The organism is Mesorhizobium sp. AR10 (assembly GCF_024746795.1).
GTDB lineage: Bacteria > Pseudomonadota > Alphaproteobacteria > Rhizobiales > Rhizobiaceae > Mesorhizobium.
On the sequence record NZ_CP080524.1, the window covers coordinates 5,932,867 to 5,946,505 of the forward strand.

A 13,639-nucleotide genomic window follows, 5' to 3' on the forward strand; every position below is an offset into this window, starting at 1 on the left:
CCTGCCAGGGACGTCTGCTCTTTCCGAACTGATTTTATGCGCCATGTTCAACAGCCGCATGCCGACATCGCGTGCAACGGAACCGGGTGCTAGGTTATGTTGTTCCATCGCCAAATCGGAAGTGATCGAAAGGGAGGCTCATGCGACTGAAACATGCAGTTTTTGCTTGCTTGGTGCTGACGAGTGGACTGACGATCGCGGCGGCCGCGCAAGCTGAAACGATCACCTATCAGGCCGATCTTGCCGGCAGCCAGGAAAGCCCGACCAATGACAGCGGCGCCAAAGGCCACGCCGTGGTCCGGTTCGACACCGATACAAAACGCCTATCGTGGACGGTCGAGTATTCCGGTCTTAGTGGGATGGCGATGGGCGCGCATATACATGGCCCTGCGGCAGCGGGCACCAACGCCGGTATCCTCATCCCGTTCCAAACCCCGGACAAGAGCCCAATCACGGGGTCCGCGCCAATCGATGACCAGGGCATCCAGTATTTGAAGGATGGGCGGCTATACGTCAACATCCACACAATGATGCATCCGGGTGGCGAGATTCGGGGCCAGTTGCTCAAATCCAACTGACCGGGATCGGTGCGGAGCGGTTCAGTTTTCGATTGAACCGCCGACCGCTCGAAGCGTTTGTTCTTCGTGCAATTCGGACGTGAAGCGGAGCAATGCCTGGGTGTGCTTTAGGCGATCTTGGCGGCAGGCCGCCCGTTAGTTGCCAGTGCGTTGCGTTTTGCAAACATGTCAAGGAACGCCGGGGCTGGCAGCGGCGGAGACACAAGGTAGCCTTGCCCGCGGGTGATACCACATTTGAGCAAGGCTTGCGCCTGCTCTTCGAATTCGATGCCCTCGGCAACGACGTCCATCGATATGCCGACAGCCATGCGCGCCAGCATTTCCACAACCACCGCCGCCGAGGCGTCCTTGCCGATGCAGTCGACAAAGAACTTGTCGATCTTCAGTGTGTTGGCGCCGAGGCGCTGGATCTGCGAGAGCCCGCTGTGGCCGATGCCGACGTCGTCGATGGCGACCTTGAAGCCGAAGTATCGAACTTCCGCCACGACACGTGCCGCATCGTCGAGATTGACGAAAGCCTCGCGCTCGGTGATCTCCAACGTTATCTGGCGTGTCGCCACGCCGGCATCGTTGACCAGCCGGCGCAGATTGCCGATGAAATCCGACTTCATGAAATGGCGTGGGGCAATGTTGAGCGAGAGCCTGAAAGCCTTGTCCTGCTTGAGCGTCTGCTGGAGGTCGCGCAGGGCAGCACTTAGCAACTGCCAGGTGATCGGTTCGATGCGGTCCACTTCCTCGGCAAGCTCGATGAAGCGTGACGGTGGAAGCACCGTGCCGTCGCTCTTCACCCAGCGGGCAAGGATCTCGGCGCCGACGATCATGCGACTTTCGAGATCGAAGATAGGCTGTAGATAAGGTCGGAATTCATTTGCGGCGATAGCCCGGTCGATGTCCTGAATCGGGTTCGGCGGACGGCCCATGAGACGCGCCAGCATGGCGCTGAAGGCGAGGCCAAGCACGGCGGCGATTGCCAGGATAGGGAGATAAGGCTGCTGGTCCCAACCCGCGAGCGCCTGGCGCTCGACACGCAATGTTGTGCGGATTGGATAGCGGTCCGAGGCGACCGAGATGGTCATCACATCGCCAGCCAGAGCCTGTTGGGGGTCAGTACGAGAGTCCGCAATGACTTGGCCATCGCCAAGCTCCAGCATCACCTGGCTGCGATCCCGCAGCTCTGCAGGCATGATGTCGAACAGCGAATTGCCGATGCTGAGAATGGCCACGATGCCGTTCTTGGCATCGACATCTTTCATCACCCCCAGCGCGACGCCAAAGAATTGCTCGACCTTGAAAACCCTGAGCGTCGGGTCAGCCGCCCGCTGCATCGTATCGCGCGTCGCCCAACCATTGTCGAATTCCAGTGTCTCGGAATAGGCTGAACATAGCACCGTGCCGTTGCCGTCGACGGCGCGGATATCTTTGACCGCACCATGCTCGTAGACACGCAGGCGCACCGTTTGCAACGAGCCGGGGTCGCAATGCATGGCTCCCTTGGCCGCAAGTTCAACGATCGCCTCGGCCCCGAAATCGATGGCGGTCTGCGATCTGCGCAGCGCGACATGCGTGAGGTCTTCAAGCTGCCTTTCCTGCTGGCTTGCAATCAGAGCCGACGCGACAAAGTGCCCGCCTGCCAGAAACACCAGCATGCAGGCCAGGATCAGCATCAATTTGAAAAGACCCGGCCAGCGCAGGTTCATCGCCACAGCCTTCATAGGGAGTAGGCACTTTAGCCGACATGTCTCAAAATTCTGTTAGTTTCCGGCCTAAAGCCAATAAGGGACGTTCATTCGATCCCCCGCGCGGACGGTTTGGTTCCGGGACGATCTGGCCAGAAGCTGCCATTCCGCCGGCGCTCCCCCAACTTGGTCGCAACGACATTGCTTGCCGTTGGCCCAAGCAGACACTCGACTGCGGCGCTGCGTTGGCCGCCTTGCGCCAGTCGCTGCCATTCTGGAGCCAGGTTGGGCGCCTGGCCCAATCGCCGCTACCGAGGAAGCGGATGGCCATTATGAGGAGACAGTTTATAACGGTCGCTGAGATTGCGATATCCAAGGGGAGACGATGCGTTACATACGTCCGCTTTCAATCGAAGATGCCGTTGGCCAGTTGGCCGGCTCAGACGGCACGGCCGCCATTCTCGCAGGAGGCAGCGACCTGCTGGTGAGGATGAAAGGCGGCTTCATCGAACCCGACCTGATCGTCGACATCAAGGCGATCGACGGGTTCAGCGAAATCAGGGAAACGGCGGAGGGCTTCAGCATCGGTGCCGCGGTCCCCTGCGCCGTACTGGGAGAGAACAAAACCCTGAAGGAGGCATGGCCCGGCGTCGTCGAGGCGGCCAAGCTGATAGGTTCCAAACAGGTCCAGGGACGCTGCACAATCGTCGGCAATCTGTGCAACGCGTCGCCGGCGGCCGACAGCGTGCCGGCGTTGGTCGCGGCCGGCGCCAGGGCAGTGATCGTCGGTCCTGGAGGCAAGCGCACGATTCCCGTCGGGAGCGTGCCGACCGGGCCGGGCAAGACGTCCTTGGTCAAGGGCGAGATCATCGAGGCGATCCTGCTCGACAAGCGCGCACCGCGCTCGGGCGATGCCTATCTGCGCTTCATTCCACGTACGGAGATGGATATCGCGGTGGTCAGCGCCAGCGTGAACCTGACGCTCGACGAGCACGGCGTCGTCAAAGCGGCCCGCGTGGCGCTGGGCGCCGTGGCGGCGACGGTGCTGCTGGTGGAAGAGGCCGCCGAGGCCCTTATCGGCAGGACGCTTGATGAAGCCGCCCTGGAGCGGCTCGCCAAGGTCTGCTTTGGGGCCTGCCGCCCCATCGACGACAAGCGGGGCACCGTCGAGTTCAGAAGAAAAGTTGCGGGTGTGCTGGCCAGGCGGGCCGCTACGACCGCTTATGCACGTGCAGGAGGCAAATGATGGCTGGTGTGGCAGTCTCAACGACAATCAACGGCGACAACGTCGAGTACCTTTGCCAACCGGACGAGACGCTGCTCGATGTGCTGCGCGACCGCCTCGGGCTGACGGGCGCGAAGGAAGGCTGCGGCACCGGCGACTGCGGCGCCTGCAGCATCATCCTCGACGACCGGCTGGTGTGCTCGTGCCTCGTGCTCGGTGCGGAGGCTGAAGGCCGGCGCGTCGAGACAATCGAGGGCATGGCGCATGGCGACAGGCTGCATCCGCTGCAACAGAAGTTCCTCGAGCACGCGGCCCTGCAATGCGGCATCTGCACCCCGGGCTTCCTGATTGCGGCGAAGGACCTTCTGGCCAAGAACCCCGACCCGACAGAGGAAGAAATCCGCTTCGGCCTTGCCGGGAACCTCTGCCGCTGCACCGGCTATGACAAGATCGTGCGTGCCGTCCAGGATGCGGCAAACGTGATGAAGGGAGCGCACGCATGAATTTCGATCCGCGTTACTCGGGACGCAGTTTCACATCCGTCGGCACGCGCCCCATCCGACCCGACGGCGTCGACAAGGTGACGGGCCGCGCCCGCTACGGCGCGGACTTCAACATGGCCGGCCAGCTGGTCGGGCGCGTCCTGCGCAGCCCGCATGCGCACGCCACGATCAGGAAGATCGACACCTCGAAGGCGGAGAAGCTCGCCGGCGTGAAGGCGGTGATCACCGCGGCCGACCTGCCCGACCTCACCGATGGCGATGCCGCCATGTACGACATCCTCGACAATTGCATGGCGCGCAAGAAGGCGCTCTATGACGGCCATGCGGTTGCCGCGGTGGCCGCGGTCGACGCCCGCACGGCGAGGCAGGCGCTGAAGCTCATCGAGGTCGACTACGAAGTGCTGCCGCATGTCACCGATGTCGACGAGGCGATGAAGCACTCCGCTCCCGTGCTCAACGACACCATCTTCACCGAGGGCCTGGAGGAAAAGCCCGTCAAGCCGTCCAACGTTACCAAGCGCACGCAGTACGGCCATGGCGATGTACATGAGGGTTTCGGCCATGCCGATTACGTCGTCGAGCGCTCCTTCAAGACCGAGCAGACGCACCAGGGCTATATCGAGCCGCATGCCTGCGTGGCGAACGTCAGTTCCGACGGCACCGCCGACCTTTGGGTCTGCACGCAGGGGCATTTCGTGTACCGCCAGCATTGCGCCCAGCTGCTGGGCATGGAAGCTTCGAAGCTGCGCGTCACCTCGTCGGAGATCGGCGGCGGGTTCGGCGGCAAGACCCATGTCTGGGCCGAGCCGGTCGCTTTGGCGCTGTCGCGCAAGGCCGGCCGGCCGGTGAAGCTGGTCATGACCCGCGACGAGGTGTTCCGCGCCTCGGGGCCGACAAGTGCCACATCAATCGACGTCAGGATCGGCGCCCGCAAGGACGGCACGATCACCGCGGCTGAGGCGACGCTGCGCTATTCCTGCGGCCCCTATGCCGGCATGTGGGCCGAGATTGGCGCCATGACCGCATTTGCCTGCTACAAGCTCGATAACGTCAAGACGGTCGGCTACGAAGTGTTGGTCAACCGGCCGAAGACCGCCGCCTATCGCGCGCCATCGGCGCCGATGGCGGCGTTTGCGGTGGAGAGTGCCGTCGACGAGCTGGCCAAGGAGATCGGCATGGATCCGGTCGAGTTCCGGATCAGGAACGCCGCCCAGGAAGGCACCAGATCGTCCTACGGCCCGGTATACGGCCCGATCGGCATCGGCCCGACGCTGGAAGCGGCGAAGAACCATCCGCACATGAAGGCACCGCTCGGCAAAAACCAGGGCCGTGGCATGGCCTGCGGCTTCTGGTTCAACTTCGGCGGCCAGACCTGTACGGACCTCAACATCGGCATGGACGGTTCGGTCTCGCTTGCCGTCGGAACGGTCGACGTGGGTGGTTCCCGCGCGTCGCTGTCGCTGGTGGCGGCGGAAGAACTTGGCATCGCCTACGAGCAGGTCAAGGCGGTGGTGGCCGATACTTCCAGCCTCGGCTACAACGACATGACGGACGGCAGCCGCGGCACATTCTCGTCCTCGATGGCGACGATCTCGGCCGCCCGCAACGCCATCAAGATCCTGCGGGAACGTGCCGCGCAGACGTGGGACATCCCGGTCGACGACGTGGTCTGGGAAAAGGGCCACGCGATTGCCAGGGGCGAGAAGTACGGCAACCTTGCTGCGCTGTCCCTCAAGGAGATCGCGGCCGCGTCGGGGAAGACCGGCGGGCCGATCGCCGGCCATAGCGAGCTCGTCGCCGACGGCGCGGGTGTGTCCTTCGCAACCCATATCTGCGATATCGAGGTCGATCCCGAGACCGGCGCCACGAGGGTGCTGCGCTATACCGTCGTCCAGGACGCCGGCAAGGCGGTGCACCCGACCTATGTCGAAGGGCAGTACCAGGGGGGTGCCGCGCAAGGCATCGGCTGGGCGCTCAACGAAGAGTACATCTACGGCAAGGACGGGCGGCTGCAGAATCCGGGCTTCCTCGACTACCGCATCCCGGTATGCTCGGACCTGCCGATGATCGACACGCAAATCCTCGAGATCCCCAACCCCAACCACCCCTACGGTGTGCGCGGCGTCGGCGAGACCTCGATCGTGCCGCCACTGGCAGCGATCGCCAATGCGGTGTCGAATGCCGCGGGTGTGCGGATGACGCACATCCCGATGTCGCCGCCCCGCATCCTGGCGGCGATCGAGGCGGAACGGGAAGGCTGATGGTCGAAGTGACGCTCTGGGGGTCGCTTGGCGCGCTCGCCGGAGGCAAGAACAAGGTCGAGATCGAGGCGAAGGACATTCGGGAGCTGTTCAGGAAGCTGGCGGAACAGTATCCCGCCCTCGAGCCCTACATCGATCGCGGCATCGCCGTCGCCATCGACGGGACGATCTATCGCGACACCTGGTCGAAGGAATTGCCGCAGGGTGCAGAGATTTTCCTGCTGCCGCGTCTTGCCGGGGGGTAGCTGAACAACCGTGTCCCTACCATCGACGACCAAGACCTGGCCTGCGATGTAGGCTCGAGAAAACTCGGCTATCCACAAGAATTCTTGGCCAGTCCAGCCGGCGAGTTCGGCTCTTCGTGGCGGCCGACGGCGCGCCCAAGCCGGTTCGAAAAGTACCGCCACCGGCCGCCGAGGAAAGATAGCTAACCAATTGGTATTTTTGTTAAAATGGCGCGCCGGACGAGATGAGGCTGGGCACTCCTGCCTTATTGTGATTCCGATATGACTTTTCAGATTAGGCAATGGTCGTGATAAGTCCGCCCTCCACGCGCAAAGCGGCGCCATTAGTTGCTGAAGCAAGAGGGCTGGCGAGGTAGGCGACCAAACTCGCTATTTCCCCAGGCTCGATCATGCGCTGCAGAAGCGACGATGCCCGCGCCTTTGCGAAGAATTCAGCCTCAATAGACTCGATCGCAGCAGACGGGTCGCTTGCCTGACTGCGAAGGAAGCTCTCGATGCCGTCGGCGCGGGTCGGCCCCGGCATGACCGAGTTGACGGTGACCTTGGTCCCCTTGGTCAGTTCCGCAAGGCCGCGCGAAATCGTCAGTTGCGCGGTCTTGGTGACGGCGTAATGAATCATGTCGTGGGGCACGGAAAGCGCCGACTCGCTCGATACGAAGATGATGCGCCCCTGATTGCGCTCAAGCATCCCCGGAAAAACCGCACGCGCAAGGCGCGTCCCGCTCACGACATTGACCTCAAAGAAGCGCATCCAATCGTCGTCGGTGATCTCGCTGAATGCCTTGCTTTCATAGATGCCGAGATTGTTGACGAGGATGTCGACCCGCCCGACTGCATCCAGCAGAGCGGCCGCGCCATCTGCAGTTGTCACGTCGGCGACGACGCCGCGAACTGAGCTGCCGCCCGCATCCTTGATCCTGGCAACCGCGGCATCGACTTTCTCCTTGCCACGTCCCGATACGATCACATCGGTGCCTTCGGCGGCAAGCCTGCGCGCGATCTCAAAGCCGATCCCGCCGGTCGAACCGGTCACAAGGGCTGTCTGGTTAATCAGGTTCAGGTCCACGGCGTTCGTCTCCTATGAAGTCGGTCTGAAGTCAGCGCGGTTTCAGGCTGCCTGTTCGGCTCGCCCGCCTGTAACAGGCGCAAGCCTGTGGAGCTGGAAATCCGCGAACAGGTTGGGCGCTCCGCTCATCTGGAAACGCCTGATCGCCGCACCCTGCATATGGTCGCGCCATGCCTCCTCGCTCGCCCAGCTTTCCACGAAGACAAGGATGCGTCCGTCGTCGAGCGACTGGTTCAGCTCGTAGCGCAGGCAACCAGGCTCCCTGACAGTTTCGGCAACAAGAATTTCCTGCGCGGCACGCAGGCGCTCCTCCGCACCTTTGACGGCGGTGGTGATAGCAAGGATGTTCAGCGGTTTGGTCATGTCAAGCTCCATGAATGAGAGGTTTGAATTCACTGCGAAGGCGGCATGCCCTTGCCGAGGTCGGTGGCCGTCCGCGTGCCCTCGGTCCAGCCGACCTTCCAGCCGTCCTCCGGCACGATGATCGCCTTGGCACCAGCGGGCACCCAGGCCTCGTGGACCATCCCGCCATCCATGTAGAAATAGCCGCCCTTTTCGGAAGATTGATTATTGGGCCTCCTTGTTGCGCTATTCCTTCATTGTGCCCTCACGCTTGATATTTGCCCAATCGAACGTCATCATCTAAGCTATTCGTATGGTGAATATCAGAACGAGAGATTTGAACCTTCTGCCAATCCTTCTTGTGGTGGGGGAGGAGCTCAATCTGACCCGGGCTTCCGAACGCCTCGGGCTTAGTCAGCCTGCGCTCAGCCACGCTCTTGCCAGGCTGCGCGAACAATTCGGTGATGCGCTTTTCGTGCGGGGTCAGCGCGGCCTTATCGCGACGCCTCGCGTCGAGACGCTCCTGCCGGCGGTGCGTGAGGTCATCGAACGCACAGGCGCCCTCTACGAAGGCGCCGCGGAACTCGACCTTGCAGGCCTCCAGCGCACTGTGGTGATTGCCTCGACCGCTTACTTCGAGGCGCGAGCTGTCCCGGCGCTGATGAAAATGGCGCAGCAGCTGGCACCCGGCCTGCGTTTTGAAACGAGATCGCTCTCCGGCGGCTTTCCCAAGGCGGAGCTGGAATCAGGCGCTTTCGACGTCGCCATCGCTGCCTACTTCGCGGACCTTCCTGCCGGTTTACGCCAGCGAACGATCTTCACCGACCGCTTTGTCTGCGTTTGTGCGAAGGAAAATCCCTATCTCGGTACAGGCCGAGCGCTTGATAATTATCTGAAGGCAAAGCACCTCCAGATCGAAGTACCACCCGGCGTTTTCGCACCCGTCGACCAGTATCTTCAATCAAGGAAGAAACAGCGCACGATCGCGGTGCGGATCGGCAATTTCCTCACACCGGCCCAGATTCTGGGGGATACCGACTATCTGCTGACGTGCCCCCGCAGCCTGGCTGCACATTACGCCGACGCCTATCCCCTCGCCATAACCGAGCTTCCGTTCAAATTGCCTGCGATCGATACCCTGATGGTCTGGCATGAAAAGAATCACAATGACGCTTTCCACTCCTGGCTGCGGACGAGCATCGCAAAGGTAGGACTGTCTAACTGACTCTGAAGCAGGTGCTGCAGGACTTCGACTGCGTGGCAGGCGTCTCCGGCGCGAGCCTCCAGGTCCATCTCGCCTCGCTTGTTGACCACAAGGGTAGAGCGTGGCTGGTTTGGGCCCGAAGCAGTAGGTCCGCTTGTGGTCAGGGAGGGACAATCGTGGACCTTCAGCCTCCAAGGTCCGATGTCGCGACTTGACCCAAGCCGATCAGCCGAGCGACAGTTCCTTCGTCTGGTGTCTCAGCACGAGGCCGACCGCGCCCAGCAATGCATCGTTCTCGGTGTGCTTGCCAACAGTTATCCGCGTGCGCAGGGCCGGAGCGATATCGCGGGACTTGATGAGCGTGTGGCGTTCATAGGACGCGATCAGCGGCGTCAACAGAATGTCGCCCGCCAAAGCCATGTGGCCCCCGATGATGATGAGCGGCGGATTGAGCACCGAGCCGATCAAGCCGAGGCCCCGGCCGGCGATCTCGGCGGTATCCTCGATCATCCGCAACGCCCTGACGTCGCCCTCCTCGGCCATCGTGATGACATCGTCCATGGTGACCTGCCGCCGCACGATACGCGAAATCTGTTCCAGTGGCCGGGCAAAACTCGCATAGAGCTCCAGGCATCCGCGATTGCCGCACCGGCAAAGATCGCCGCCGGGATCGATGCTGATGTGCCCGAATTCGCCGGCGCCGCCGGCGATGCCAGTCACCAGCCGGCCATGCTGGACAATGGCCCCACCGACACCCAGATCGATCTTGAACAGCACGAAATCGTCATGGCCGATGGCCGCACCCCACATCATCTCCGCAATGGCCGAGCAGTTGCTCTCGTTGTCGGCGAAGATCGGCTGTTCCAGCACGGGTCCGAACACATCTCGTATGTTGACGCCGGCCCATGTTGGAACCATGCTCGCACGCAGCACCACTCCATCGCGGCTGACAGGGCCGGAGACGGAGACCCCAACCCCCAGGAGCCCCGCCACCGGCAGACCGTTTTCCTTGTAAGATTGGGCAATTGCCGATTTGACCATCTGGGCCGCCTGTTGCGGCTGGTAGTCCAGATCCATGGGGATAGTTTGTTCGGCAATGACGGAATGCGAGACATCGGCGACGATCAGCCGTATCTGCTGAAGAGCCAGGTGAATTCCGACGCAGGTGCCCGCTGTCGGATTGAGCGTCACGGCCGCGGCTGGCCTGCCGATAGCTCTGACCGCATCGCTGCTGGCCGGGGCTTCGATCACCATGCCGAAGATCAGCGATGATCATGTCGGCACGATCACGCCGGCGGCATGATGGCGATGACCAGGAGCAAAAGCGTGTTCGGCTTGCTGCTTAAGATCGGCATGATGCCGTCTGAAGTTACGGCCATCACACCTTGAAAACAGCCACTATATAAGCTATTTTCTTCACAATAGCTCAAAACGGCTAATTTGTGAGGCGAAAATGATCGACCTGAACGATCTTGGCAATGAGATCAAGAATGCCAGAAAGCAGCGCAAGCTGACACGGGAAAAGCTCGCCGAACTTTCCGGGCTCAGCCGGGCGAGGATCGAGGCGCTTGAGAACGGCAGGGTATCTGACATGGGTTTCAAAGGCGTGCTCACGCTCATGAACATTGTAGGGCTCGATTTCCGGCTGACGACCTTCAACAACAAGCGCCCCACGCTGGAAGACATCATGGAGGAAGACGATGCTGCGCGTGTGGGTAGGTAGCAAGCCAGCCGGCGTCTTGGATAGATCCGGCAAGCGTGGCTCGACTTTCGTGTACGATGTGAAGGCCGACGGCCGCGACGCGGTGTCGCTCACAATGCCCAAGCGGACCGAGTCATGGAATTCGGAGTTCGGGCTGCTTCCCATTTTCGACATGAACCTTCCTGAGGGGGCACTTGAAGGGAAGATCAGGGCGGCCTTCGCGAAGGCCTTAGGCCACTTCGACGACATCGACCTGCTGTCCGTTGTCGGCCGGTCGCAGATCGGCCGTATCCGCTTCACTGGTATGGAAGAGGAGCTGGTGGAGGATGTCCCCTTCCGAAGCATTGACGACCTGCTGCGCGCCCGTCGGGCAGGCGATCTCTATAACGAGCTCCTTGAAACATACGCAGTCCATTCAGGGGTCGCTGGAGTGCAGCCGAAGGTCCTGGTGCGAGCCAGGGAGGATGATCCGTCGGACGAACGCCAGTCGCTTAGCGTCCGCGGAGCTACCCACATCGTTAAAATGTGGGATCCCGACGAGTATCCCGAATTGGCTGCAAACGAGTTCTTCTGCCTTATGGCAGCTCAGCAAGTTGGTCTCGAGGTGCCCGATTACCGACTATCCGAGGATGGTATGGCTCTCGTGGTCGAGAGATTCGACCTGACCGACGGCTCGTACTCCGGATATGAGGACTTCTGTGTGCTGAACGGCGTAACCAGCAAGGACAAGTACAACGGAGGGTACGAAACAAAGCTCTTCAAGCGGATCAAAGAGTTCGTCTCTCCCGAAAATGCAGTCGGGTCATTGGAAGTCGCCTTCCGCCTGTTTGTGATTAACTGCGGCATCCGTAATGGCGACGCACACCTGAAGAATTTCGGCGTCGTTTACAAAGACGCGGACAGTCCGGTGCGGCTGGCTCCCGTGTATGACCTCATCACGACAAGGGCCTACATCAAGAACGATGCAATGGCGCTCACCCTCGACGGCTCCACTGCGTGGCCCGACCGAAAGAGGCTTGACCGTTTGGGCGTCACCCGCGCGAACCTCCGACTGGGGCGCGTAGCGGAGATCGTAGAGCAGACCTGCGACGCGCTCTCAGACGTTTCCGGAAGGGTGAAGGCCTATTTTGAAGAATCCCGCTTCCCTGAGGTCGGCGCAAAGATGCTCAGGGAATGGCAGGCTGGACTGTGCTCCCTTTGCGAGGGGAAGACGATCCATCTGATGGGGGCTCTAGACGAAGCACCAGCGAAAAACGACTAAAATATCAGCTTTTTTAGGGTAAACAGAGTACAATAGCCAATATTTAAGCTTTTCAGACAGAAGTGCTGCAGACTGTGCCGCAGGCTTCAAGCCGTCGTTCAAGGCCAATTCTCCTAGCATTCCGTCGGCACGGGCTCGTCCAGTTAAAGCGCCGGATCGGGCGCCAGGATCGGCATCGATGGCGGGATGAGCGTGGGGACGAACTTCTTGCCATCGACCCAGGCATCCACGATGTCGGACCATTCCTGCATCATGTGGCGGCGTTGAACTTCATACTCAGCCTTATTGTAGACACCTCGCGACGAGCGCCCGTCCTCGTGCGCCAAACATTTCTCGATCCAATCGCTGTTGAAGCCGAGCTCATTCAACAGGGTCGAGCCCGTTCGCCGCAGGTCATGAACCGTAAACGGCTCCAGAGGCAGTCCGTTCGCCTTCGCCCGTTCGACGACTGCGTAGGTGATCCGATTAAACGTGGCACGCGACATCGGGGCGTCCGCATCGTACCGCGATGGAAGAAGGTATCTGGAATTTCCCGCACAGGTCTTCAGGGCAATCATGATGTCGAGCGCTTGGCGTGACAGGTAGACGTTGTGCGCCTTTGATCGCTTCATGCGCTCCTTCGGGATCGTCCAGACCGCATTCTCGAAATCGACCTCGTCCCACACCGCGTCCTGCAGCTCGCTCTTGCGCACCATGGTGAGCAGATAAAGCCGCATGCCCAAACGGATCGTGGGAATTGTGGCGACGTGCTCCAGTTGTTTCAGCATCACGCGAATTTCCGAGGGCGAAAGCGAGCGGTCCTTCGGCACGAAGGTAGCAATTGACGCGGGCCCAACTTCATCAGCCGGATTGGCCACCTTCTCCCCGTGCAAAATCGCGAAGCCGTAGATCTGCTTCAGGATGTCTCGAACATGAATGGCGGTCGCCGGGGCGCCACGCTCAACGATAGCGCCGCAATGGGCTCGCAGGTCATCCGGCGTAATCTCCGTCAGCAGGCGATTGCGCCAAGTCGGAAGAAGCTCCCGCTCGAAGATGGCGCGCCGCATGGCGCGGGTGCTGTCGGCCATCGGGGCGGCAGTGAGCCACTTCTCCCCGAACTCGCCAAAGCTCTTCGCCTCTTTCAGGCGACGCTTGTCACGTTGCTTCTCGATCGCCGGCGATCGGCCATCGCCAATAGCGCGCTTTGCGTCGAGGCACTTTTCTCGTGCCAACGCGAGCGAGATTCCATCTCTGCCATACCTGCCCAGATAGACGGTCTCGCGGCGTCCATTCAGCCTGTAATCCAGCCGAAACGAGATCGCGCCACTGGGCATGACGCGGACATACATGCCGTCACGATCAGCAATCTTGTAGATTTTATCTTTTGGTTTCAGCGCTTTAAGAGCGATGTCCGTCAACATTCCCGTTGCCTCCTGAAAAGTACCGTCAGGACAATTTAGAGGCTTCGTGACAGAAAATACCTTTTTTCTTCAATGCCTTAAGGCACAAAAAAGTACCGTCACGAGCCTCATTGACTCTGACGGTACTCAGAAAAAATCGAGTGGGCAATATGCGGAAGGTCCGTCAAGCGGTCCGT

14 protein-coding genes are annotated in these 13,639 nt (G+C 61.0%); 8 read left to right on the plus strand and 6 right to left on the minus strand.

What is annotated here, in order from left to right; genetic code table 11:
- Positions 1-140 precede the first annotated feature (140 nt).
- Positions 141-578 carry a CHRD domain-containing protein gene (locus LHFGNBLO_RS32420; RefSeq protein WP_258604153.1) on the plus strand — a complete coding sequence of 146 codons (438 nt, stop codon included), beginning with the start codon at positions 141-143 and terminating at the stop codon, positions 576-578.
- Positions 579-685: 107 nt separating this feature from the next.
- Here LHFGNBLO_RS32420 and LHFGNBLO_RS32425 read toward each other — a convergent pair whose 3' ends face one another.
- A complete protein-coding gene (locus LHFGNBLO_RS32425) occupies positions 686-2,275 on the minus strand; it encodes an EAL domain-containing protein (RefSeq protein WP_258604154.1) in 1,590 nt (529 codons plus the stop codon).
- A gap of 364 nt (positions 2,276-2,639) precedes the next feature.
- Between LHFGNBLO_RS32425 and LHFGNBLO_RS32430 the strand changes: the two genes are divergently transcribed.
- Genes LHFGNBLO_RS32430 through LHFGNBLO_RS32445 form a run of 4 tightly spaced genes read left to right on the plus strand, consistent with a single transcriptional unit; the run spans position 2,640 to position 6,488 of the window.
- Positions 2,640-3,500, plus strand: a complete 861-nt coding sequence (locus LHFGNBLO_RS32430; RefSeq protein WP_258604155.1) for an FAD binding domain-containing protein — start codon at positions 2,640-2,642, stop codon at positions 3,498-3,500.
- Positions 3,500-3,982: a (2Fe-2S)-binding protein gene (locus LHFGNBLO_RS32435; RefSeq protein ID WP_258604157.1), complete on the plus strand. Its 483-nt coding sequence runs from the start codon at positions 3,500-3,502 to the stop codon at positions 3,980-3,982. Before LHFGNBLO_RS32430 ends, LHFGNBLO_RS32435 begins: the two co-directional genes overlap by 1 nt.
- A complete protein-coding gene (locus tag LHFGNBLO_RS32440) occupies positions 3,979-6,243 on the plus strand; it encodes a xanthine dehydrogenase family protein molybdopterin-binding subunit (protein WP_258604158.1) in 2,265 nt (754 codons plus the stop codon). Before LHFGNBLO_RS32435 ends, LHFGNBLO_RS32440 begins: the two co-directional genes overlap by 4 nt.
- Positions 6,243-6,488, plus strand: coding sequence for a MoaD/ThiS family protein (locus tag LHFGNBLO_RS32445; protein ID WP_258604160.1), 246 nt, complete (start codon positions 6,243-6,245; stop codon positions 6,486-6,488). Before LHFGNBLO_RS32440 ends, LHFGNBLO_RS32445 begins: the two co-directional genes overlap by 1 nt.
- Before the next feature lie 274 nt (positions 6,489-6,762).
- Here the strand turns inward: LHFGNBLO_RS32445 and LHFGNBLO_RS32450 are convergent, their stop codons facing one another.
- The 3 genes from LHFGNBLO_RS32450 to LHFGNBLO_RS32460 are packed head-to-tail and all read right to left on the minus strand — an operon-like array spanning position 6,763 to position 8,090.
- Entirely contained in the window at positions 6,763-7,554 is a 792-nt protein-coding gene (locus LHFGNBLO_RS32450; RefSeq protein WP_258604161.1) for an SDR family NAD(P)-dependent oxidoreductase, read from the minus strand.
- 42 nt (positions 7,555-7,596) lie between these two features.
- Positions 7,597-7,917 (minus strand): putative quinol monooxygenase, encoded by a 321-nt coding sequence (locus LHFGNBLO_RS32455; protein ID WP_258604162.1) that lies wholly within the window; start codon positions 7,915-7,917, stop codon positions 7,597-7,599.
- A gap of 29 nt (positions 7,918-7,946) precedes the next feature.
- The gene (locus LHFGNBLO_RS32460; RefSeq protein WP_258604163.1) at positions 7,947-8,090 is read right to left on the minus strand and encodes a hypothetical protein; all 144 of its coding nucleotides are present in this window, start codon (positions 8,088-8,090) and stop codon (positions 7,947-7,949) included.
- A gap of 143 nt (positions 8,091-8,233) precedes the next feature.
- Between LHFGNBLO_RS32460 and LHFGNBLO_RS32465 the strand changes: the two genes are divergently transcribed.
- On the plus strand, positions 8,234-9,121 hold the full coding sequence (locus LHFGNBLO_RS32465) for a LysR family transcriptional regulator (protein WP_258604164.1): 888 nt from the start codon (positions 8,234-8,236) through the stop codon (positions 9,119-9,121).
- A gap of 204 nt (positions 9,122-9,325) precedes the next feature.
- Here LHFGNBLO_RS32465 and LHFGNBLO_RS32470 read toward each other — a convergent pair whose 3' ends face one another.
- Complete coding sequence (locus LHFGNBLO_RS32470) at positions 9,326-10,354, minus strand: ROK family protein (protein ID WP_258604166.1); 1,029 nt, start codon at positions 10,352-10,354, stop codon at positions 9,326-9,328.
- Positions 10,355-10,553: 199 nt separating this feature from the next.
- Between LHFGNBLO_RS32470 and LHFGNBLO_RS32475 the strand changes: the two genes are divergently transcribed.
- Positions 10,554-10,823, plus strand: coding sequence for a helix-turn-helix domain-containing protein (locus tag LHFGNBLO_RS32475; protein ID WP_258604167.1), 270 nt, complete (start codon positions 10,554-10,556; stop codon positions 10,821-10,823).
- Entirely contained in the window at positions 10,801-12,063 is a 1,263-nt protein-coding gene (locus LHFGNBLO_RS32480; protein WP_258604169.1) for a type II toxin-antitoxin system HipA family toxin, read from the plus strand. The genes LHFGNBLO_RS32475 and LHFGNBLO_RS32480 overlap by 23 nt, the downstream gene beginning before the upstream one ends.
- Before the next feature lie 143 nt (positions 12,064-12,206).
- Here LHFGNBLO_RS32480 and LHFGNBLO_RS32485 read toward each other — a convergent pair whose 3' ends face one another.
- Entirely contained in the window at positions 12,207-13,463 is a 1,257-nt protein-coding gene (locus LHFGNBLO_RS32485) for a tyrosine-type recombinase/integrase (RefSeq protein WP_258604170.1), read from the minus strand.
- Positions 13,464-13,639: the final 176 nt, after the last annotated feature.